The 21,041-nt window shown below is 67.6% G+C and carries 20 protein-coding genes; 6 read left to right on the top strand and 14 right to left on the bottom strand.

Going from position 1 to position 21,041, the window contains the following annotated elements:
• Window positions 1–889: 889 nt before the first annotated feature.
• A complete protein-coding gene (locus O1Q03_RS16860) occupies window positions 890–1,726 on the top strand; it encodes a bifunctional allantoicase/(S)-ureidoglycine aminohydrolase (RefSeq protein ID WP_269504843.1) in 837 nt (278 codons plus the stop codon).
• A gap of 138 nt (window positions 1,727–1,864) precedes the next feature.
• Here the strand turns inward: O1Q03_RS16860 and O1Q03_RS16855 are convergent, their stop codons facing one another.
• Complete coding sequence (locus O1Q03_RS16855; RefSeq protein ID WP_269504842.1) at window positions 1,865–2,659, bottom strand: aminoglycoside phosphotransferase family protein; 795 nt, start codon at window positions 2,657–2,659, stop codon at window positions 1,865–1,867.
• A 204-nt stretch (window positions 2,660–2,863) separates the two neighbouring features.
• Between O1Q03_RS16855 and O1Q03_RS16850 the strand changes: the two genes are divergently transcribed.
• Entirely contained in the window at window positions 2,864–3,112 is a 249-nt protein-coding gene (locus tag O1Q03_RS16850) for a hypothetical protein (RefSeq protein WP_269504853.1), read from the top strand.
• Window positions 3,113–3,120: 8 nt separating this feature from the next.
• Window positions 3,121–3,732: a trimeric intracellular cation channel family protein gene (locus tag O1Q03_RS16845; protein WP_269504841.1), complete on the top strand. Its 612-nt coding sequence runs from the start codon at window positions 3,121–3,123 to the stop codon at window positions 3,730–3,732.
• Window positions 3,733–3,861: 129 nt separating this feature from the next.
• On the opposite strand, the gene O1Q03_RS16840 is transcribed toward O1Q03_RS16845, so the two are convergent.
• From O1Q03_RS16840 to O1Q03_RS16800, 9 genes are all read right to left on the bottom strand, one after another.
• Window positions 3,862–4,683, bottom strand: coding sequence for a heme ABC transporter ATP-binding protein (locus O1Q03_RS16840; RefSeq protein WP_269504840.1), 822 nt, complete (start codon window positions 4,681–4,683; stop codon window positions 3,862–3,864).
• Window positions 4,684–4,701: 18 nt separating this feature from the next.
• Window positions 4,702–5,922 (bottom strand): FecCD family ABC transporter permease, encoded by a 1,221-nt coding sequence (locus tag O1Q03_RS16835; protein ID WP_269504839.1) that lies wholly within the window; start codon window positions 5,920–5,922, stop codon window positions 4,702–4,704.
• Window positions 5,923–5,937: 15 nt separating this feature from the next.
• Entirely contained in the window at window positions 5,938–6,846 is a 909-nt protein-coding gene (locus tag O1Q03_RS16830) for a heme/hemin ABC transporter substrate-binding protein (protein WP_442865807.1), read from the bottom strand.
• Complete coding sequence (locus tag O1Q03_RS16825) at window positions 6,843–7,934, bottom strand: hemin-degrading factor (protein ID WP_269504838.1); 1,092 nt, start codon at window positions 7,932–7,934, stop codon at window positions 6,843–6,845. The genes O1Q03_RS16830 and O1Q03_RS16825 overlap by 4 nt, the downstream gene beginning before the upstream one ends.
• 49 nt (window positions 7,935–7,983) lie before the next feature.
• A complete protein-coding gene (locus O1Q03_RS16820; protein WP_269504837.1) occupies window positions 7,984–10,263 on the bottom strand; it encodes a TonB-dependent hemoglobin/transferrin/lactoferrin family receptor in 2,280 nt (759 codons plus the stop codon).
• A gap of 235 nt (window positions 10,264–10,498) precedes the next feature.
• Entirely contained in the window at window positions 10,499–10,726 is a 228-nt protein-coding gene (locus tag O1Q03_RS16815; protein ID WP_269504836.1) for a hypothetical protein, read from the bottom strand.
• A gap of 75 nt (window positions 10,727–10,801) precedes the next feature.
• Window positions 10,802–11,185: a DUF6232 family protein gene (locus O1Q03_RS16810; RefSeq protein WP_269504835.1), complete on the bottom strand. Its 384-nt coding sequence runs from the start codon at window positions 11,183–11,185 to the stop codon at window positions 10,802–10,804.
• A gap of 124 nt (window positions 11,186–11,309) precedes the next feature.
• Entirely contained in the window at window positions 11,310–11,570 is a 261-nt protein-coding gene (locus O1Q03_RS16805) for a DUF2866 domain-containing protein (RefSeq protein ID WP_269504849.1), read from the bottom strand.
• Window positions 11,571–11,813: 243 nt separating this feature from the next.
• The gene (locus O1Q03_RS16800) at window positions 11,814–12,974 is read right to left on the bottom strand and encodes a porin (protein ID WP_269504834.1); all 1,161 of its coding nucleotides are present in this window, start codon (window positions 12,972–12,974) and stop codon (window positions 11,814–11,816) included.
• Window positions 12,975–13,281: 307 nt separating this feature from the next.
• Between O1Q03_RS16800 and O1Q03_RS16795 the strand changes: the two genes are divergently transcribed.
• Complete coding sequence (locus tag O1Q03_RS16795) at window positions 13,282–14,088, top strand: MetQ/NlpA family ABC transporter substrate-binding protein (RefSeq protein ID WP_269504832.1); 807 nt, start codon at window positions 13,282–13,284, stop codon at window positions 14,086–14,088.
• Between the two features lie 176 nt (window positions 14,089–14,264).
• Here the strand turns inward: O1Q03_RS16795 and O1Q03_RS16790 are convergent, their stop codons facing one another.
• From O1Q03_RS16790 to O1Q03_RS16780, 3 genes are all read right to left on the bottom strand, one after another.
• Window positions 14,265–15,380: a succinylglutamate desuccinylase/aspartoacylase family protein gene (locus O1Q03_RS16790; protein ID WP_269504830.1), complete on the bottom strand. Its 1,116-nt coding sequence runs from the start codon at window positions 15,378–15,380 to the stop codon at window positions 14,265–14,267.
• Between the two features lie 259 nt (window positions 15,381–15,639).
• On the bottom strand, window positions 15,640–16,422 hold the full coding sequence (locus O1Q03_RS16785) for an ABC transporter substrate-binding protein (RefSeq protein WP_269504829.1): 783 nt from the start codon (window positions 16,420–16,422) through the stop codon (window positions 15,640–15,642).
• Between the two features lie 226 nt (window positions 16,423–16,648).
• Complete coding sequence (locus O1Q03_RS16780) at window positions 16,649–17,569, bottom strand: LysR family transcriptional regulator (protein WP_269504826.1); 921 nt, start codon at window positions 17,567–17,569, stop codon at window positions 16,649–16,651.
• Window positions 17,570–17,949: 380 nt separating this feature from the next.
• Here O1Q03_RS16780 and O1Q03_RS16775 point away from each other — a divergent pair, with 380 nt between their 5' ends.
• Complete coding sequence (locus O1Q03_RS16775; protein WP_269504824.1) at window positions 17,950–18,777, top strand: AraC family transcriptional regulator; 828 nt, start codon at window positions 17,950–17,952, stop codon at window positions 18,775–18,777.
• 82 nt (window positions 18,778–18,859) lie between these two features.
• On the top strand, window positions 18,860–19,285 hold the full coding sequence (locus O1Q03_RS16770) for a cupin domain-containing protein (protein WP_269504823.1): 426 nt from the start codon (window positions 18,860–18,862) through the stop codon (window positions 19,283–19,285).
• Between the two features lie 194 nt (window positions 19,286–19,479).
• On the opposite strand, the gene O1Q03_RS16765 is transcribed toward O1Q03_RS16770, so the two are convergent.
• A complete protein-coding gene (locus O1Q03_RS16765; protein WP_269504822.1) occupies window positions 19,480–20,868 on the bottom strand; it encodes an NCS2 family permease in 1,389 nt (462 codons plus the stop codon).
• Between the last annotated feature and the right edge of the window lie 173 nt (window positions 20,869–21,041).

Below are 21,041 nucleotides of genomic sequence, written 5' to 3'. Positions count from 1 at the left end.
CCAGCAACACCAGCAACACCAGCAACACCAGCAACACCAGCAACACCAGCAACACCAGCAACACCAGCAACACCAGCAACACCAGCAACACCAGCAACACCAGCAACACCAGCAACACCAGCAACACCAGCGACCTTCGCCTCATTCAGCAGTTCCCGCCCGGCCCCGTTCGACGGCTTCGCGCATTTCCTCCCGCAGTACCTCTCCCGCTTGTTGACGACATCCCCAGTTGCATCGACATGCAGCCGAGCACGCTCGCATGACCACGCAGTCTCGTCGATCGAAGCATCGCTCGATCGCGGTCTGAACGGTCGCATGGTTCGCGCACACGGGTGCGTCGACGCGCACGGCCTGGCCGTCGGCTCATCGTCCATCTGCGTCGCAGCGTATCGCGCGCGTCGCTCGCCGACCTGCGAGCGACACATGCCGAACGGCCATCGCCGCCGTTCACGCGCTCCACCGAACGCCGTCGGCCCTCAGGATTTCCCTGACGGACCAACCGTCCGCGATACATGTTCACCGGCCGCTGGGACGTGTCGACGGGCAGTGGGAAATCGAATGGATGTCATCGCAACATTTAATTGGTCGATCAGGATCGACTTCGCTATCGTCAACGCTGCCCGCGTACGGAATCGAACCGTGCCGTCCCCCGTCCCCGCCGCATGATCGCAAGTGTCAGCGGCCCGGCCGCCGGACCCACAAGCATGGGTCGCACCGCCCGCTGAACCCGGCGTACCCGTCGCGAAGCCTGGCCGACCGAACGAAGGCGCACGCGCTTTCAAGCCACCCCGGCAACGATGTTCCGCCGTCGCATGCGTGCCCCACGCGCCTGTGCGCCGCGGTTGCCGTTGTCACCCGGGGCCGGACCAACCCATTGCCTGGATGCTTTATGTCTAAGACAACGTATTACGCGCCGCATGGCGGCCACCCGCCGCAGACCGATCTGCTGACCGATCGCGCGATGTTCACCGAGGCGTACGCCGTCATCCCGAAGGGCGTGATGCGCGACATCGTCACGAGCTGGCTGCCGTTCTGGACCAACACGCGCCTGTGGGTGATCGCGCGTCCGCTGTCGGGTTTCGCCGAAACCTTCTCGCAGTACATCGTCGAAGTGAATCCGGGCGGCGGCAGCGACAAGCCCGAGCAGGACAAGAACGCCGAAGCCGTGCTGTTCGTCGTCGAAGGCGAGGCCGAACTGACGCTGCAGGGCAAGCATCACACGCTGAAGCCGGGCGGCTACGCGTTCATTCCGCCGGGCGCCGACTGGACGCTGCACAACGTCAGCGATGCTGCCGTGCGTTTCCACTGGATCCGCAAGCACTACCAGGTCGTCGACGGCATTCCGCTGCCGGAAGCGTTCGTGACGAACGAACAGGACGTCGAGCCGATCCCGATGCCGGGCACCAACGGCGCATGGGTGACGACGCGCTTCGTCGACATGAGCGACATGCGTCACGACATGCACGTGAACATCGTGACGTTCGAGCCGGGCGGCGTGATTCCGTTCGCCGAAACGCACGTGATGGAGCACGGCCTGTACGTGCTCGAAGGCAAGGCCGTCTATCGCCTGAACCAGGACTGGGTCGAGGTGGAAGCGGGCGACTTCATGTGGCTGCGCGCATTCTGCCCGCAGGCCTGCTATTCGGGTGGCCCCGGCCGCTTCCGTTACCTGCTGTACAAGGATGTGAACCGTCACATGAACCTGACGCTGAACCCCGCGCGCTGAGCATCGCGTACAGAGTCGGATGTGAAAGCCCGCCGGTGAATGCCGGCGGGTTTTTTGTTGGTGCGGCGGCGGTTGGTGCCGTCGAAGTTATCGTGCCGCCTACGCCGCCTACGCCGCCTACGCCGCCTGCGCCGCGTGCTACGCGCCGAGCGCGGCGGCGGCGAGTGCCGCGACCTGCAGCCGCGTGTCGGGCGGCTGCGCGTCTTCCATCAGCCAGAGCGCCGACAGGCCGGCCCACGCGAGGATCCATTGCAGCAGCCGGTGCCGGCCGAGTTGCGCGGCCTCGGCGACGAGCATGACGCGACGCTCGAAGCGCGCGGGATCGACCGCGATGTCGTGCGCGGGATTGCAGAACAGGTTCGCGTAGTCGAATGCGCGGTCGCCGCGCAGGCCCTTCGGATCGATCGCGAGCCAGCCGCGGTCACCGAAATTCAGCACGTTGCCGTGGTGGATGTCGCCGTGCAGGACGGCTTCGTCGACGAGCGGTCCGGCCAGCAGCCGATGCGCGGTCGCGGCCGAGCGGCGCAGCACGTCGTCGTCCGCCGCGTACGACAGCAGTGCGTAGAACCAGTCGTGCAGCGGCACGAGCGCGGGCGGCGCGTCGGCGCGATGCGCGTGCAGCCGCGCGACGGCGTCGCACGCGATCCGGAGCGCGTCGTCGTCGTGGCCCGCGGCCGACATGCCGGCGAGCGTCGGCGCGGGCTGCGCGCGCTCGAGCAGCACCGCATCGCTGTCGCGCAGCCAGACCCGCGCGGCGCCATGCCCGTTCCACCACGTCATCAGCGCGTTGCCGCGACGCTCTTCGTCGCACGTGGCAACTTTCAGCATCGCCGGGCGCGCGTGCCAGGTGACAGGCAACACGCCGCCGCTCGCGGTCAGGATGGGGCCGCCATCGGGCACGAGGTCCCACAGGCGCAGGTAGGTGTCGAACATGATGACGATGGTACAGGCGAAGCGAAGCGCGCGCCGCACGGGCGCACCGTCCGAACGAACATCCATTCCTAAATAAAATTTAGCCAACCCAATATTGGCTAAAGATTGTTCCGGTATCGCGGTATCCCTTCGACAATGCGCGCCTTCGTGACGGATCGGCGCGTGATGCGCGCCCGCCGTCGCCGCATCGAAGAAGGAACCCGAATGACCGACCACACCACTTCCGCTGCGCCGCCGTCTCCGGCTCCCGCATCGCCGCATCGCCGTGCATGGCGCCTGCAGCTCCGACGTGTCGCCGACGTGCCGCCGTTCATCCGCAGCCGCTACGCGTGCGGCGGCGCATCGGCGTCCGATGCACCGGGCAATGACGGCAAACCCGACGCCCCGATGCCGGCAGCCGTCGACGCGGCCGAGCGTGCGCGCGTGCTCGACCGGTTCCGTACCGAAGATTGACGCACACGATGCATACGCTTTATCTGATTGCGATCGTCGCGGAAGCGATGTCGGGCGCGCTGATGGGGATGCGGCGCGGGATGGACCGCTTCGGGCTCGCGCTGGTGGGCGCGGTGACCGCGCTCGGCGGCGGTACCGTGCGCGACGTGCTGCTCGGCCACTATCCGCTCGGCTGGATCGCCCATCCCGAGTACCTGCTGATCACGCTCGCCGCGGCGACCGTCGCATCGTGGGCCGCGCGGCACGTCGCGCGGATGAAGACGCTGTTCGTCACCGTCGACGCGGTCGGCCTCGCGGCGTTCACGATCATCGGCTGCGACATCGGCGCGTCGACCGGCGGCGCGCCGGTCATCGTCGTGCTCGCCGGTGCGATCACCGGCGTGTGCGGCGGGATGCTGCGCGACCTGCTGTGCAACGAGATGCCGCTGATCCTGCGCGACGAACTGTACGCGAGCGTCGCGTTCTTCACGGGCGCGCTGTATGTCGGGATGCAGCACGTCGGCATCGACGCGGGTGTCGCGACGGTGGCCGCGCTGGCGGCGGGCTTCACGATGCGGATGCTCGCGGTGCGGCTCGGATGGAAGATGCGGACGTTCGGCGTCGCGGATCTCGAGCATTGAGCGAGCGGTTGCGCAGGATCTGCACGTACAGGATGATGCGGGTCATCGGAAGCGGCACGTGCGTCTCCTGGAAGGTGATACCAATGACGATGCCGGCCGCGCGGCACGCAGCCGGTTCACGCAACGGCGTCATGCCGGCACCATGACCGGCGGCGCGCCGTCGCCCGTTTCCACCATCTTCACCGCGAAGCCGTAGCACTGCGCGATATGAGCGGGCGTCATCACGTCGCGCGGCGCGCCGTGCGCGACGATCGTGCCGTCGGCGAGCAGCGCGATCGTATCCGCGTGCCGCGCGGCGAGGTTCGGATCGTGGACGATCGCGAGCACGCCAAGCCGCCATTCGCGCGCGACCTCGCGCACGGTATCGAGCAGCCGGTGCTGGTGGGCGAGATCGAGCGCGGCGGTCGGCTCGTCGAGCAACAGGTAGCGGGCGGCGGCTTCGGGCGCTTCATCGTCCGGCCACAGCTGCGCGAGTACGCGCGCGAACTGTACGCGTGCAAGCTCGCCGCCCGACAGCGTCGTCACGTCGCGTCCGACGAGCGCGTCGGCGCCCGCGCGTTCGAGCGCACGCCATGCGATGTCGCGATCGCGGTGCGACGTCGCACCGTTGCGCCGCGCGTGCGGATAGCGGCCGAGCAGCACGATTTCGTCGACGCTGAACGGAAACGCGGGCTGCGCGGCTTGCGGCAGCACGGCGCGCAGGCACGCGAGCCGCGGCGCGTCGATGCGCGCGAGCGGTTCGCCGTTCAGCGTGATGTCGCCGGTCACGCGCACGGCGTTCGGCGCGACGCTGCCGGTCAGTTCTCCTGCGAAAGTCTTCAGCAGCGTGCTCTTGCCCGCGCCGTTGCGGCCGAGCAGCGCGGTCACGCGGCCGGGTTCGATCGACAGCGACAGGTTGCGCAGCACGGCGGTATGCCGGCGGGTGACGTCGAGATGGTGGGCGGTCAGCATGATCCGTGCATGTAGGGTTCAGCCGCCGAGCGCGCCGCGGTTTTTCCACAGCAGCGCGAGAAAGAACGGCGCGCCGAGCAGTGCGGTGAGCACGCCGAGCGGAATCTCGGCGGGGGCGGCCACGGTCCGGGCGGCGAGATCGGCGGCGAGTGTCAGCAGCGCGCCGAGCAGCGCGGCGCCGGGCAGCACGACGCGCTGGTTGGGGCCGCACGCGACGCGCACGCAGTGCGGCGCGACGAGGCCGATGAAACCGATGATGCCGGCGCACGACACGAGCGCGCCGACCGCGAGCGCGACCGCGACGAGCACACGTCGCTTGAGCCGCTGTACGGGCACGCCGAGATGCAAGGCCTCGGTTTCGCCGAGTTGCAGTGCGTTCAGCGCATCGCGGTCGCGCGCGAGCAGCACGCAGCCGATCGCGACGCACGGCGCGACGGCCGCCAGCGCCGGCCATTGCGCGCCGCCGAGGCTGCCGAGGCTCCAGAACGTGAGCGAGCGCAGTTGCGCGTCGTCGGCGACGAACGTGAGCATCCCGATCGCCGCGCCGACCAGCGCGTTGATCGCGATGCCCGCGAGCAGCAGCAGCGGCAGCGCGAGCCGGCCGCGCGACGCGGCGAGGCGGTAGACGAGCGCCGCGACCGCGAGCGCGCCCGCGAATGCGGCGACGGGCAACACCGCCGCGCTCACGTGCGCGGCGAACAGCGCGGGCCCGAGCACGATAGTCGTCGTCGCGCCGAGCGCCGCGCCGCTCGACACGCCGACGAGCCCCGGGTCCGCGAGCGGATTGCGGAACAGCGCCTGCATCGCGGCGCCCGCCGCGCCGAAGCCGCCGCCGACCAGCAGCGCGAGCACGACGCGCGGCGCGCGGATGTCGAACAGCACCGCGCGCGCTTGCTGCGCGGCCGGATCGCCGCTCAGCGCGGCCCACGCGTCGGCGAACGGAATGCGGTACGCGCCGACGCACAGCGCGACGACGGACATCGCGCACACGACGACGGCCAGCGTGGCGAGCGCGAACGGCGCGACGCGGCGCGACGCGCCGACGCGCGCGGCGTTGGCGTTGGCGTTGGCGTTGGCGTCGGTGTTGGCGACGGTGTCGGCGTTGGCGTTGGCGTCGGTGCCGGCGTTAGCGTTGGCGTTAGCGTTAGCGTTGGCGTTGGCGTTGGCGTCGGCGTCGGTGTTGCCGTCGGCGCGCGACGCGTGTGACGATGCGGAGAAGGGCGAAGCATGAGCAGGCATCGGAGCCATCCGGAATCAGGCGAGCGCATCCGACAGGCGTCGGTGCAGGGTCGTGACGGCGAGTGGCAGGCGTGGGCCGAAGCCGAGCAGGAACAGCGCGTCGAGCGACACGACGCGCTGCGCGCGGCCGGCCGGCGTGGCGCCGAAGCCGGGCGCGGCGAGCAGCGCGGCGCGGCCGCCGACCGCCGCGAGCCCTTCGTCGGAGATCAGCACGATGTCCGGTGCAGCGGCGGCGAGCGCTTCGGTGGTCAGCGGCTTGTAGTGATCGAAGCCCTGCATCGCGTTGCGTGCGCCCGCATAGCGGATCATCGCGTCGGCGGCCGTGCGCTGGCCGGCGACGAGCGCCTGATTGCCGGTGTGATTCAGCACGAACAGCACGCGCGGCGGCTGCGCGCCGCCTGGCACATGCGTGGCGACCGCATCGCGCGCGGCCTGCCAGTCGCGATCGAAGCGTTGCAGCAGCGCGGTGCCGGCATCGCGCACGTCGAGCGCCTGTGCGACGCCGCTGATCTTCGCGCGCACCGAGTCGACGTCGTGACGCTCGTCGAACGTCGTCACCGCGACGCCGGTGCGTTTCACTTGCGCGATCGCGGCGGGCGGGCCGGCTTCCGCCGACGCGAGCACGAGATCGGGCCGCAGCGACAGCAGCCCTTCGGCCGACAGCGCGCGCTGATAGCCGACCTTCGGCAGCCGCTTCGCGGCATCCGGGTACGTGCAGGTGGTGTCGGCACCGACGAGCCGGTAGCCGCGCGCGTCGGCGCCGCCGAGCGCGAACGCGGTTTCCGCAAGCGCGCCGCCGATCACGATGACGCGCTTCGGCGCCGCCTGCGCCAGCGCGCGGCCGGGCAGCACGCCCGCGAGCGCACCGGCCACCGCGCTCGCGAACACGACGCGGCGCCGGACATCGAACGATCGAGCGCTCACCGAACCTCTCCGTGCGCGGTGGCCGGCAGCGTCGCGACGAGCGCGCGCCAGTCGTCGCGCTCGGCCCGGCCGGGCTTGCGTTCGCCGAACAGCAGCGCGACATGGTCGCCCTGGCGATCGAACAGTTCGAGCGACGTGACGATGCCGTCGCTCGTCGGCTTCTTCACGACCCACGCGGCGGCGATCATGTCCTCGCGCACGTGCAGATTGAAGCCCGGATCGAGCACGTTGATCCACGCACCGACCTCGCGCACGTTCGCGACGCGGCCCGTGTGGATCTGGATCATGCCCGCGTTGCCGACGAACACCATGATCGGCTGGCCGCTCCGCGCGGCGCATTCGAGCACGTGGCGCAGCGCATGCGCGGTCGCGACCGGGTACGCGTAGCGCGGCTCGGCGAGGCGCAGCGCCTGCATGCGGGTCACGCCGAAGCGCTGCGTGATGCCGAAGAACTGATGCGTGTCGGTCATCGCGTTCCATGCGGCACGAAAGCCCGCGACGTCGATGTCGGTGTCGGCGCGCTCGGGCGTCTTCGGCGCGGCGGGCGCGACGTCGAGCCCCGGCTGTTGCGTTGCCGCGCGCCAGCGTTCGACGAACGCGTCGTACGCGGCGTGATCGCTGTGCGTGCGCAGGTACACCTTGTGGATCGCATGACCTTGCGCATCGAAGAACTGCAGGCTCTTCAGCGGGCCGTGCGTGGTGTCGTCGTGCACGGCGAACGCGGACGCCCAGTGACGATAGAAGATGCGCAGGTCGATGTCGCCGAGCGCGAGGCCGACTGGCCCGTCGTGGCTCATCTGCGCGTATCCGCCGTCCTTCTCGTGGACGGCCGCGTCGTTGCGCGTGAGCGCCATCACGCGGCCGAGGCGCGGCATTTCCTCGAACATCGCCGGAAAGCGCGCATCGAGCCGCACCACGTGTTCGCCGACGAACGCGGCGAGCGCCTCGCCTTCGCTGACGCCGAGCGCCTGCGCGACATCGCGGTTGCGCAACTGGCGCTCGGCCTTGAGCTTGACGAACGCGTCGCGCAACGCGGCGGCCGCACGCGCCGGCGTGGCCGGCTGACCGGGAAGGGCGGAATGCATCATGTCGGACTCCTTTGAGTAACGGTTGGGTAGCAGCGCGCGGTGGCGCGCATCAGAAATCGACTTTCATGCTGACGGCGACGCTGCGGCCGGGCGACGAATACGCATCGAGCACCTGCGCGTCGGACGCGAGGCCGCGGACGTCCGACCAGTTCCAGTACTTGCGGTCGAACAGATTGCGGATGCCGACCGTCGCGCTCACGTGCTTGTTGAAGCGGTAGCCGCCGCGCAGGTCGACGACGAACGACGACGGCGGCGCGAAGCACGACGTTCTCGCCCCCGGGCACGCGTTCGCCGGGATGTCCGTGTCGCGTTTGGCGGCCTGGAACAGCAGGTCGGTCTGCACGAACCAGCGTTCGCTCGGCTCGTAGCGCACGCCGAACACGGCCGAGAACGGGTTGATCGTGTCGAGCGGCTGGCTCGCCGCGCCGTCGTTCTGCGTCGAGCCCTTCGTGAACGCCATCGCCATCTTCAGCGTGATGCCGTTCGGCATGATCCATTCGGCGCGGCCTTCGAAGCCGTGAATGCGCGCATCCGCGAAGTTCACGTACTGGAACACGAACGGGTCGGCCGGGAGGCCGCTGCCCGCGATCGTCGTGCGCGAGATGAAGTTGCGGTAACGGCCGGTGAACGCGGCCGCACTGTAGCGCACGACGCCGTAGCCGGTGCCGGCCTTGCCGCGCAGGCCCGCTTCGAACGTATCGCTGGTTTCGGGCTTCAGGTTCGGATTGCCGATCGACGTGTAGCCGTACACCGGATTCGAGAAGCTGCTGTTCACCTGGTCGGGCGTCGGCGCGCGGAAGCCGTGCGCATATTGCGCATACGGAATCAGCGCGGGCGTGATCTCGTACAGCACGGCGACGCGCGGCGACACTTCGTTCGCGCGCGTCGACACCGCGGTGCCGGTAAACAGCGGATCGTTCCGCGTCGGGCGCAGCCGGTACGTGTCGAAGCGCAGCCCCGGCGTGACGAGGAGCCGGCCATAGCCGATCTGGTCCTGCACGAACGCGCCGAACAGCGTGAAGTCGGTGTCGGGAAACGCCTTGTTCGGGAATGCTTCGCCGACGCCCGGCACCGTGCCGTCGCGCAGGTTCGTCATGCGCGACAGGCTGCCGTCGACGCCATACAGCAGCTTGTGCGCGAGCGGGCCGGTCGCGAAGCCGCTTTCGGCGAACGCGGAGCCGCCGAAGGTGCGCTCCTTGTACTGGTTGTCGCGCGAGCGCGACCGCTGCGTGCCGCGCGTCTCGAACGCATATTGATCCTGCTTCGCGTCCTGGTAGTAGAACTGCACGTGCGCGGTCTGGAACCAGCGCGACGACGCGTCGCGAAAGCCGTAGTCGACGCTGAAGCGGTTGCGCTCCAGCCGGTCGTTCGTCGTGAGGCCGAGCATGCCGGGCGGGTTGATCGCCGACAGCACGTCGGTGCTCACGCGCCGCTGCACCGTTTCGGCGGTGAACCGGATCGTGTCGCGCGCGGTGGGCGTCAGCACGAGCTTGCCGAGCAGCGATTCCGAATAGACATCCTGAGGATTCGACGTCGTGCGCAGCGTGCTAGCCGAGTTGTTGCTGCCGCGCGTGTCGAGCTCGTGGCCGCGCCGGCCGTCGGCGATGATCATCCCCTGGATGCGATCGTTGCCGCCCGCGGCCGACACGGTCGCACCGATGCTGCGGTCGGTCGAGTCGTAGCTCGGCCGGAGCGAGAAGTAGTAGGGCTTTCCGTAGAGCGACAGCAGGTCGCGCGGATCCTTCGTGATGAAGTTCACCGCGCCGGTCAGCCCGTCGCTGCCGTACAGCGCCGACGCCGGCCCGCGCAGGATCTCGATGCGCTCGAGCGTGTCGAGATCCGCGTAGTCGCCGCGGCCGGCTTCGAGCGGCCCGAACGAGAACGCGCTCGGCAGGCGGATGCCGTCTTCCATCAGCAGCACGCGATTGCCTTCGAGGCCGCGGATGTTGATGCTGGAATCGCCGTCGCGACCGCCGCCGAGCGCGGCGCTGCCGGGGCGGTACGCGGTGCGGCGTACCGTGACGCCCGGCTCGTAGCGCAGCGCGTCCTTGATGTTGGTGGCCTGCTGCTCGTCGAGATCGTCGTCGGTGATCACCGACACGGACGCAGCCGTGCGGCTCGCGGCGGTGGCGGTGCGGGTGGCCGTGACGGTGACGGGGTCGAGCAGCGCCGCATCGCCGCGCGTGGACGCGGCGACAGTGGTCAGGACGGCAGGTGGCGGGTTGGCGCGTTGCGGCGACGAAGCGGCGTGAGCCGAGGCGGCGGCCACGCCGAACGCGCCGACGAGCGCGGCACAGATCGGTTGCCGTGCCAGCGGATAGCAATGCACAGGTGGTCTCCCATTGACGATGACAAGCCCGAAGGCTGGCTGGGTGACGCGTCCACCTGGCTGGCCCGCTTGCGCGCGACACGCGGCAAACGGCGAATTGAAAGGGAACTGACAATTGCTGCAGTGTAAATGAGAAGCATTATCAATACAAGGAAGAAGGGCGGCGCGTGCGGACGAGCGCCGCCGTGCGCGGGGCGTACGCGCCGCGCAGGGAAAAACCGGGGAGAAGCCGGCCCTACGCCAGCGATTCGATGCGGATCAGCAGGTTGCGCGCATGCGCGATGAACGCGTCATGCGTCGCGCGATCGCCGTGCCCTTCGAAGCCGGACTGTTCGGCGAACGCGAGCTGTTGCGCGTAGAGGTCGACGAGTGCGGTGCGCGCGTCCGGAGGAAGCGAGCGGATCATCGAGACGAGCAACAGTTCCTGCGCGCGCAGCATGCCGGACAACGATTGGGCGTTCATGCCGACCTCCTCGAACGATGCGGCGGTGTGCCGCTCATTTCATAGTAGGTGGTCGGTTGCCGCGCGCGGTGGAAATCAGCCGGCGGCGGTCGCCGCCCGCGCGTCGCGCACGATCTGTGCGACGCGTTCGACGAACTCGGCGTCGACGCTCGACAGTGCTTCGCGCTTGCCGTCGGGCATCTCGACCATCAGCCGGTACGTGATGTCCTGCGTGGCCCATGAGAGATAGCCGACGACGACGAGCATCACGCCGACGACGAGCGCCGCGCTCGATGCGCCGATACCGCCGGCGATGGCGGTGGCCGCGCCGATCAGCGAGATCAGCGACGGAACGAGACGATTCTTCGGGATCTTGACGACGTCGACGTTGCGGATGTCGCGCAGCGGAAAGACTTGCCCCGCGGCCGACAGGCCATTGCGGGTGACCATCACGCCGCGTTCGTTGAATGCGTTTTCCATCGTATGGTGCGTGGACGAAAACGCGCAGCGTAGCAGACTTCGTTGCCGCGTCAAACGAGGCCGAGTGCCGCATCACACGCGCGGCGCGGCCGGCAGGCGGATGACGGGCGGGAAAGGAACGGCGTCAGAACTGCAGCCTGCCGTCGCCGTACAGGCGGCCCGGCACGTGCGATGCGACGACTTCGGCGATCTCTTCGTCGGTCGATTCGGCCGGCACGATCTGGCGTCGCGCGGGTGCGTCGAGATGCATCGTCCATTCGACGAGCCGGTATGGGCGGCCCCACGGGCGCTGCATTTCCACCGACACGCGGCAGCTCTGGACGGGAAGCGAATGCTGGCGCGTCAGAATCGCGTGCAGACGGCTGAAAACGGTATCTTCGATCATCATGGCCTCAGATCCTGTCTTGTGGGCAGTTGATGGCGGTGCCGTAGTGGGTCTCAAAAAAAAGCCGCCGATGCTCAGGCGGCCAACAGGGGGGGTGAAGGCATCCTCTCAGCCCAGAATTAAGTGAAACTTAAAAGCCCATAAAAAAGCGCCCCGCGTGGGGCGGGGCGCTTGCTGCCGTCGTGATCCGCGAGTGAAGCGGATGTGAAGCGGATGTGAAGCGGGATAAATTAAGCGGATGCTTTAGAACTTGTGACGGATACCGATGCGAGCGGCGATCTGGTTCGTCGAACCGGTGCCCGACGTGCTGAAGTAGCTCGTGCTCGAACCGATCTGCGCTTGCACGTTGTTGCCCGACGCCTTCTGACCGACGACCAGCGCGTACACGTCCGTACGCTTGCTGAGCGCGTAGTCCAGCGCCACGTTGCCCTGGTTCCAGTGCGCCGAGTTGCCGCTTTGCGTTGCGTTCGTGTACGTGTAGCCCACCGCTGCCGACAGGGCCGGCGTGATCGCGTACTTCACGCCTGCTTCGTATGCGTTGTAGAACGTGCCCGATGCGCCTGCGGCGACCGGGGTGAACTGCGTGCGCGTCCACAGCAGCCATGCGGTTGCCGGGCCGAACACGTAGCGGCCGCCGACGCCGTACGTGCGCAGGTCGCGGATGTTGGTCAGCGCGATGTTCGCGATCGACGTCGAGAACGCCGGCGTCGACTGGCTCGGGAAGCGGATGTCCGTGTACGCGGCGCCGAGAGCGAACGGGCCGTTCGCGTAGTTCAGGCCGAAGCTGTATGCGCGCGACGAACCGGCCGTCGTCGTGGTGCCCGTCGTCGTCGCCGGTGCGCCGGCGAAGTCGGTCGAGTTCGAGAAGCCGTACAACGCGCCGAACGTGAAGCCGGCGTAGTTCGCGCTCTGGAACTTCACTGCGTTGTTGATGCGGCTCGACGTGAGCTGGTCGATGTCGTTCACGTGGTACGCGTAGTTGCCGCCGACCGTGTTGCCGCCCGTCGAGTAGTTCGAACCGAGGATGTCGGTCGAGAACGAGTATTGACGGCCGAACGTGACCGTACCGTATTGCGCCTGGCTCAGGCCGACATAAGCCTGGCGGCCGAACAGTGCGCCACCCTGGCCGAGCGTGCCGTTACCGCTGTTGAAGCCGTTTTCGAGCACGAAGATCGCCTTCAGGCCGCCACCGAGGTCTTCGGTGCCACGCAGGCCCCAACGGCTGCCCTGGGCCACGCCGTCGTCGTACTTGAACAGCTTGCCGCTGCCGCCGTTGGCGGTCTTGCTGTGGTTCACGTAGCTGACACCGGCGTCGATCACGCCGTACAGCGTCACGCTGCTTTGTGCATGTGCGGTTCCGGCGGTGGCTGCGAGGGCGGCGATGGTCAACAGTTTCTTGTTCAAAGGATTCTCCGAGCGAATAAATGGCGTGTCCAGTTGCGGTTCCGGCGCTCTCTATGGGCGCTTTCACGGACCGGTCGCAACTTTATCGGCGGGCCACGTAATGAATATGACAGCGACTGTCATATAACCAATGTGTGGTGCCGATGCGACACCGGATTTTGCCCGGTTGTACAGCGGGGAGTTATACCGATTCCGCCTGAGCGTCGATCGAGCGCTGGAATAAGCACATGAAATAAGCTTGGTTGGTGTTGTTCCGGCCCCGTGCCACGATGCGCGTTCAACAACGATACGGGACAAGAGGAACACCATGCGACGTTCGATCCTGACCGGCCTCGGCGCACTTGCCGCGGCGCTGGCCTTTGCGGCGCCCGGCGCGCACGCCGACCCGCAGACACTGAAGATCGGCACGATGAGCGGCCCCGACGCGCAGATCTGGACCGAGGTGACGAAGGTCGCCGCGCGCGAAGGCCTCGCGATCAAGGTTATCGAGTTCAACGACTACGTGCAGCCGAACGCGGCGCTCGATGCGGGCGATCTCGATGCGAACGGCTTCCAGCACCAGCCGTTTCTCGACAGCCAGATCAAGCAGCGCGGCTACAAGATCGTCAACGTCGGGCTGACCTACACGGCGCCGATGGGCTTCTATTCGAAGAAGCTCAAGTCGCTGAAGGATTTGCCGGTCGGCGCGAAGGTCGGGATCCAGAACGATCCGTCGAACGGCAATCGCGCGCTGCTGCTGTTGCAGAAATACGGCGTGATCAAGCTGAAGCCGGGCGTCGGCACGAACGGCGTGAACGCGACGCCGCTCGACGTCGCCGAGAATCCGAAGAAGATCAAGCTCGTGGAGCTTGATTCCGCGCAATTGCCGCGCGCGCTGCCCGACCTCGACGCCGCGTCGATCAACACCGACTACGCGGTGAAGGCGGGGCTCACGCCGGTGAAGGATGCAATCGCGATCGAGGACCTGCGCGGGCCGTACGCGAACCTGATCGCGGTGCGCGCGCAGGACAAGGACAAGCCGTGGGTCAAGAAGCTCGTCGCGGCCTATGAATCGGCCGACGTGCGCAAGTTCATCGACCAGAAGTTCGGCGGCGCGATCGTGCCGGCGTTCTGAGCGTCGACGCACGCCGCTGCCCGGCACTGCAGCCGCACATGCCGTGAAGCCGCAAAGCAAATCGCCCGCACAAGCGGGCGATTTCGTTGGTGCGCGCCGTTGCGCGGCGCGCGGGCCGGCGGTTCAGGCCGCCTGGGCCGCTAGGGCTGCTTGGACCGATTACGCAGCTCGGCCGCTCAGGCCGACAGCAGCGACCCGGTGCGGATCGGTGTGGCGCCCGCGATGCGCGCGACTTCCATGCCGGCCGTCGCAAAACGCACGATCTGGCGCGCGTACAGCACGCCGGACACGCTGCTCTTCAGCGTGATCACGCGGTCGGTCAGCGGATCGACGATGTCGCCCACTTCCTGGCCGGCCTCGATCCACGCGCCGACCGGCGTGCGGAACACGATCACGCCGGACACCGGCGCGACGAGCGGATCGGTGCCCGCGAGCGGCGTGGCCGGATATGCGAGCGGCGGCAGCGGCGCGGGCGTGCCGTCGATGACGCCGCGCTCGGTCAGGTATTCGACGATCCCTTGCGCATCTTTCTCCGCGAGTTCGTACGACACGTCGCGTTCGCTGCGCAGTTCCACCGTGACGGAAATCGCGCCGTTCGGGATCGGGAAGCGGTCGCCGAAGCGGTTGCGCAGGTCCGACCAGCAGAAGCTGTGGATCTCGTCGAACGGATTGCCGACCGAATTCAGCGCGAGCAGCGATGCCTGCGCGTCGAGATAGCGCGCCAGCGGCTCGACGTCTTCCCACAGGTCGGGGTTCGTGTAGAGGTGCATCACCGCGTCGCTGTCGCAATGCAGGTCGAGCACGATGTCCGCATCGAACGACAGCTTCTGCAGTGCGAGACGCTGCGAGTCGAGCTCGGTGCGCGGCTTCTGTTCGTGGAGCGCTTCGCGCATCGCGGCGCGTACCGCGGCGACGTTGCGCTGCGCGTCGTTCGTCAGGTGACCTTCGATGCGCGGCAGCACGAGCGCCGCGAGATCGTAGAAATTGCGGTTGAAATTCTGCATCGAGCCGAGCTCGAAGCGGCCGAGATGGTCGCCGAACACGTGCTGCGACAGGCCGATCGGGTTCGGCACGGGCACGATCACGACTTCGCCGCGCAGCTTGCCGGCCGTCTCGAGCGCGGCGATCTTGCGGCGCAGCAGCGCGGCGACCAGCATGCCCGGCAGTTCGTCCGCGTGCAGCGACGACTGGATGTAGACCTTCTTGCCGCCGCGCGGGCCGTAGTGGAAGCTCGTAATCTGGCGTTCGGTGCCGACGGCGGGGGAAATCAGCGGATGGGTCTGCGTTTGCATGATGAGGAGAGTGCGGCGCAGCCGCGAGGGATCCGGTATGCGTGGAAGATCGATTGTACGTTGCCTGCGTCGAACCGATCAAACCGCGCCCCGAACCCGCTCTTTTCCTTTTCGAATCATCAGGTTGGCGCGTAAAAAATAACGCCGTGGCGGCGCCTGCGCCAGGCGCTCTGCGCCATGTCCGCCCGCATGCGGGCAAAAAAAACGGGCTCCTTGCGGAGCCCGTCTGCGCGGACGCGAAGCGCGCCGTTACGCGCGATTACTTGCCGTAGACGTCGAAATCGAAGTACTTCTTCGCGATCTTGTCGTACGTGCCGTCCTTGCGCATGCCGGCGATCGCGCTGTCGATCTGCTGCTTCAGGTCGGTGTCTTCCTTGCGCAGGCCGATGCCGGCGCCGTTGCCGAGCGTCTTCGGATCGTCGATGTCCTTGCCGGCGAAATCGAAGTTCGCGCCGCGCGGCGTCTTCAGGAAGCCGATCTCAGCCTGTACCGCGTCCTGCAGCGCGCCGTCCAGACGGCCCGAGATCAGGTCGGCGTAGACCTGGTCCTGGTTCTGGTAAGGCACGACGTTCACGCCCTTCGGCGCCCAGTACGTCTTCGCGTAGGTTTCCTGAATCGTGCCCTGCTCGACACCGACCGACTTGCCCTTCAGCGATTCGGCCGTCGGCTGCAGGCCCGTGCCCTTCTTCGTGACGAGGCGCGTCGGCGTGTTGAACAGCTTCGACGAGAACGCGATCTGTTCCTGACGTGCCGGCGTCATCGACATCGACGACAGCACGCCGTCGAACTTGCGGGCCTTCAGCGCCGGGATCATCCCGTCGAAGTCGTTTTCGATCCACACGCACTTCGCGTGCATGCGGCGGCAGATTTCGTTGCCGAGATCGACGTCGAAGCCGACTACCTTGCCGCTTGCATCTTTCGATTCGAAAGGCGGGTAGCTCGCGTCGACGCCGAAGCGCACAGTCGTCCATTCCTTCGCGTAGGCGCTGCCGGCCGACACGGCGAGCACGGCAACGGTCACAGCCGCAAGAATCTTTTTCACTCGGTGACTCCTCGTTTTGTTCGATGGGTGCGCGGTTGTGCCGCGCCGTAAGCCTTCGGCCCGGCGCGGTTTCGCGTCGGACTGTCCGTTTCGCCTGCCCGATGCGGGCGCGCGACGTGCGCAAGATTATCAAGACAAAATCCCGGCGGGGCGCCTAGGACATGCCCCGATACCCGGACCCGACGGCCGTGCGGACCTGCGCGGCCGTTTCAGACGAAGGAACGGTTCAGCCGAGCGTTTCGTTGACCGCGCGCTGCAGGCACGTGACGAATTGCGAGACGGCGGGCGTCGGCAGCAGGTCGCGCCGCGCGATGATCGACAGGTCGAAGCGCGGCATGCTTTCGTCGAGTTCGGCCGTGCGGATGCCGAGCGGCGCCACCATCGCGGCCAGCGGGCGCGTGAAGCAGCCGATCACGTCGGAGTGCGCGACGAGGCCGAGCGTCACCGCGAACGACATCGGCGAGCGCAGCAGGCGCTTCGGCAGCGGCAGCCCGCGCGCATCGAACATCGCCATCATCACGCTGTGCGGAAACTGCTCGGCGCCGACCGTGACGATCCATTCGGCTTCGAGTAATTCCTCTAACCGGCGCGCGTGCGCGAGCGGATGCCCGTCGCGCATCACGACGGTGAACTCGGTCGACAGCAGCGGCACCTGCGTGAAATCGCGGTCGAGCGCCGGCACATGGTGCATTGCAGCGATGTCGAGCGTGCCGTTGCGCAGCTGCGCGAGCGCGTCGGGTACCGTCACTTCCTCGAGATGCAGGCTCACGTTCGGCATCGAGCGGCGGAATGCCATCACCGCACGCGGCAGCGCGGTCAGCGCGATCGACGGCATCGTGCCCACCGCGACGCGCCCCGACATTTCCCCTTTCACCTGCTCGACGGCTTCGACCGTGCGGCGCATGTCGCCGAGCAGTTGTTCGGCGCGCGGCAGCAGCGCATGGCCGCACGCGGTCAACTCGACGCCGCGCACGCTGCGCACGAGCAATTCCGCGTTCAGCGCGGTTTCGAGTTCGCGGATCGTATGCGTGATCGCGGGCTGCGTGACGCCGAGCTCGCGCGCGGCGGCGCGCAGGCTCTTGTGATGCGCGGCGGACACGAACGCCTGCAGCTGCGTGGTGTTCAGTTGGTTTCGGATGCGGGTCATCGAGCGGGTTCCGATCTGGCGGCGGGCCGGGGTGCCGGCGCGAAGATCGATAGGGTAGCGTGCTGCGGCGGCGCACGCCGGGCGCGGCAAAATTCCGGGCGCGACGCACGGCATGTCGTTGCCGCGATCGGTGGATAGCGGCTCAGGATTCGAATGACGGCGCGAGCGTGTGCGTGATGTCGTCGACGGATGTTGCCGACGAATGTTGTCTACGGACGTTGCGATACGGCGTATCGCGTTGCCGTTCGACGATTGACCGCGCGTATCAGGCGAGCGTCGACGCACGGCAGTGCCCGCCGCGCCGATGTGGCATGCTGAGCGCAACGATGTGCGGTTGGCATCGACACACGTCCCGTTTCCCCTGCGTTTTTCAATTCGCCATGTCCCGGAAAGCAGCCTCGTCGCGCGACGACTGGATGATGCATGCGACGCCGATCGACGGCATCGAGCGCATCGAAGCCTGGTTTCAAGGCAATGCGTATGCGATGCATCGGCACGATACGTACGCGATCGGCCGCACGCTCGCCGGCGTACAGAGTTTCAACTATCGCCGTTGTCGGCGCGATAGTCTCCCGGGAAATACGATGGTGCTGCATCCCGACGAGGCTCACGATGGCCAGGCCGGTACGGGCGAGGGCTTCCGCTACCGGATGATTTACGTCGAGCCCGCGCTGTTCCAGGCGGTGCTGGGCGGCCGCGCGTTGCCGTTCATCGAAGGCGGCGTGACGCGCGATCCGCGTATCGCGGCCGCGACGGAAAGCCTGCTGCAGCACGTCGGGCACGTGCTCGAGCCGCTCGAGCAGAGCGAAGCGCTGGTCGAACTCGCCCACGCGCTTGCCGCCGCCGCCGACATGCCGCGTTCGCGAGGGAAAGGCGATTATCTGGCGGCGCGCCGTGCGCGCGACTATCTGCATGCGAACTTCACGCGCGTCGTCACGCTCGACGAACTGGAAATCGTGACGGGACGAGACCGCTGGAGTCTCTCCCACGATTTCCGGACCTTCTACGGCACGAGCCCGTATCGCTATCTGACGATGCGCCGGCTGGGTGCCGTGCGCGGCTTGCTGCGGGCGGGCGCGTCGCTGGCGGGCGCGGCCGCCGACGCCGGCTTCGCCGATCAAAGCCACATGACACGCCACTTTCTGAAGGCGTTCGGTCACACGCCGGGCCACTGGCTCCAGGTCGCGGGCGTCATGCGCCGCGGGTGAGCGGCGTCCCACGATCGTTCAATACGGTCCGTGGGCCGCGGCCTATGCTCGCCAGTGCATCCCCACCCATACGGAGAGAACGATGTCGGCATCACCGCATTCCCATACGACTCCCGCCGCACGCGGCCAGGGCGAAACGATCGATCTGGCGGGCAAGATCGCGCGGATCGACGGCCATTGGCAACCGCGCGTGGTCGCGGAAATGAACGATTACCAATTCAAGGTCGTCAAGCTCGAAGGCGAATTCGTCTGGCACCGGCACGCCGATACCGACGAGACCTTCATCGTGCTGGACGGCATCCTGCGTATCGATGTTCGCGGCGGCCCGCACGGCGACGATTCGATCGAACTGCGTGCCGGGCAAATGGCCGTGGTGCCGAAAGGCGTCGAGCACAGGCCGTGTGCGCAGGGCGAAGTGAAACTGCTGCTGATCGAGCCGCGCGGCGTCGTGAATACCGGCGACAGCGCGACGAGCGAGCGCACGGTCGAGAACGATCAGTGGATTTGAGGCGTCGCGCCGTGCCGCGCGTCAACGGTTCGTAGTCCGTTTGGTCGTGTGTCGGAGATCGATGCCGCACCGACAAAAAAAGCCTGGAAACGTACGTTCCCAGGCTTGGAGACCATCAACGATGATGGTGGAGGAGACGGTATCGCCCCGATGCGCGCCGTCCTTCTGTCGGCGACGTCGCGCATGTTGCGCGGTCAGATTGCCCAGCCGCCGAGATAGAACGTGACGAGCACGGCGGCGATCAGCACCGTGCCGACGTTCAGCTTGCGTAATTCGCCGCTGGCGATGCGGCCGATCACGAGCGTCGAGAAGCCGAGCATGATGCCCGTCACGATGTTCGCGGTCAGCACGATGAACACCGCGCATACGAGCCCCGACATCGCGTCGACCATGTCGTCCATGTGCAGCTTGCTCACGCTGCCGAGCATCAGCAGGCCGACGTACATCAGCGCGGGGGCCGTGGCGTACGACGGCACGAGCGCCGCGAGCGGCGACAGGAACATCACGACCAGGAACAGCAGGCCGACCACGGCTGCCGCGAGGCCCGTCTTCGCGCCGGCGGCCACGCCGACGCTCGACTCGATGTAGGCCGCGGCCGGCGCACCGCCGAGGAAGCCGGAGAAGATCGAGCTGACCGAATCGGCGGTCAGCGCGCGGCCGCCGTTGATGATGCGGCCGTTCTCGTCGAGCTGGCCGGCCTGGCCCGCCACCGCGCGGATCGTGCCGGTCGCGTCGAACACGGCGGTCATCACGAGCGCCAGCACGCTCGGCAGCACGGACATCGACAGCGCGCCCTTGATGTCCATCGCGCCGATCAGCGACGCATGGCCCGGTGCGCTCAGCGACGGCAGCGCGAAGATGCCGCGGTACTTCACCGCCGGATCGAACACGAGGCCGATCAGCGAGATCGCGATCACGACGAGCAGGATGCCGCCCGGCACGCGACGCTTCTCGAGCCCGAAGATCGCGGCGAGGCCGACGACCGACATGATGACCGGGAACGCGGTGATCTGGCCGAGCGACACCGGCAGGCCGGCACCCGGGTTCTTGATCACGAGCCCGACGTCGTTCGACGCGATCAGCAGCAGGAACAGGCCGATGCCGATTCCGGTGCCGTGCGCGACGCCCGCGGGCAGGTTGCGCAGGATCCACGAACGCACGCCGGTGACCGAGATGCCCGTGAACACGAGGCCCATCAGGAACACCGCGCCGAGCGCGACGGTCGGATGCAGGCCCTTGCCGAGCACGAGGCCGAACGCGGTGAACGCGGTCAGCGAAATCGCGCAGCCGATCGCGATCGGCAGCTTCGCCCACAGGCCCATCAGCAGCGAACCGAACGCGGTGGTCAGGCAGACCGCGACGAACACGGCGCTCGTGTCGAAGCCGGCCTTGCCGAACATGCCGGGCACGACGAACACGGAATAGACCATCGCAAGGAAGGTGGTCACGCCCGCGACGATCTCGCGGCGCTGCGTGCTGCCGCGCGACGAAATGTCGAAATACCGGTCGACGACTCCCTTGGTGCCGAAGTCCGTTTCTTCCGCGCCGACGCCGACCGTTGGCTGCACCGGGGTATCACTCATGAGCTTGCTCCTTTATCAGCGTGCTGAAACGGCCGTAGCGGACCGTCGTCAGGGTGTCTCGAATCTGGTTGGAATGATCGGCAACGTCGCGGGGACGCATGACGCACGCCGTGTGATACGTGCCGCCGCACGCGCGTCGACGGGTGCGACCGTGTCGCGTCGGACGACGCGTG

It is taken from the genome of Burkholderia sp. IMCC1007, assembly GCF_027257875.1.
In the GTDB taxonomy this organism is placed as follows: Bacteria; Pseudomonadota; Gammaproteobacteria; order Burkholderiales; family Burkholderiaceae; genus Burkholderia.
Note: the sequence above shows the minus strand (reverse complement) of the source record. Positions and strands in the feature narration are given on the sequence as shown.

Bases quoted from the DNA above. Each gene is read 5' to 3' on its own strand.
- O1Q03_RS16860 (WP_269504843.1), top strand. From the start codon at position 890: ATGTCTAAGACAACGTATTACGCGCCGCATGGCGGCCACCCGCCGCAG.
- O1Q03_RS16855 (WP_269504842.1), bottom strand. From the start codon at position 2,659: ATGTTCGACACCTACCTGCGCCTGTGGGACCTCGTGCCCGATGGCGGC.
- O1Q03_RS16850 (WP_269504853.1), top strand. From the start codon at position 2,864: ATGACCGACCACACCACTTCCGCTGCGCCGCCGTCTCCGGCTCCCGCA.
- O1Q03_RS16845 (WP_269504841.1), top strand. From the start codon at position 3,121: ATGCATACGCTTTATCTGATTGCGATCGTCGCGGAAGCGATGTCGGGC.
- O1Q03_RS16840 (WP_269504840.1), bottom strand. From the start codon at position 4,683: ATGCTGACCGCCCACCATCTCGACGTCACCCGCCGGCATACCGCCGTG.
- O1Q03_RS16835 (WP_269504839.1), bottom strand. From the start codon at position 5,922: ATGCCTGCTCATGCTTCGCCCTTCTCCGCATCGTCACACGCGTCGCGC.
- O1Q03_RS16825 (WP_269504838.1), bottom strand. From the start codon at position 7,934: ATGATGCATTCCGCCCTTCCCGGTCAGCCGGCCACGCCGGCGCGTGCG.
- O1Q03_RS16815 (WP_269504836.1), bottom strand. From the start codon at position 10,726: ATGAACGCCCAATCGTTGTCCGGCATGCTGCGCGCGCAGGAACTGTTG.
- O1Q03_RS16810 (WP_269504835.1), bottom strand. From the start codon at position 11,185: ATGGAAAACGCATTCAACGAACGCGGCGTGATGGTCACCCGCAATGGC.
- O1Q03_RS16805 (WP_269504849.1), bottom strand. From the start codon at position 11,570: ATGATCGAAGATACCGTTTTCAGCCGTCTGCACGCGATTCTGACGCGC.
- O1Q03_RS16795 (WP_269504832.1), top strand. From the start codon at position 13,282: ATGCGACGTTCGATCCTGACCGGCCTCGGCGCACTTGCCGCGGCGCTG.
- O1Q03_RS16790 (WP_269504830.1), bottom strand. From the start codon at position 15,380: ATGCAAACGCAGACCCATCCGCTGATTTCCCCCGCCGTCGGCACCGAA.
- O1Q03_RS16780 (WP_269504826.1), bottom strand. From the start codon at position 17,569: ATGACCCGCATCCGAAACCAACTGAACACCACGCAGCTGCAGGCGTTC.
- O1Q03_RS16775 (WP_269504824.1), top strand. From the start codon at position 17,950: ATGTCCCGGAAAGCAGCCTCGTCGCGCGACGACTGGATGATGCATGCG.
- O1Q03_RS16770 (WP_269504823.1), top strand. From the start codon at position 18,860: ATGTCGGCATCACCGCATTCCCATACGACTCCCGCCGCACGCGGCCAG.
- O1Q03_RS16765 (WP_269504822.1), bottom strand. From the start codon at position 20,868: ATGAGTGATACCCCGGTGCAGCCAACGGTCGGCGTCGGCGCGGAAGAA.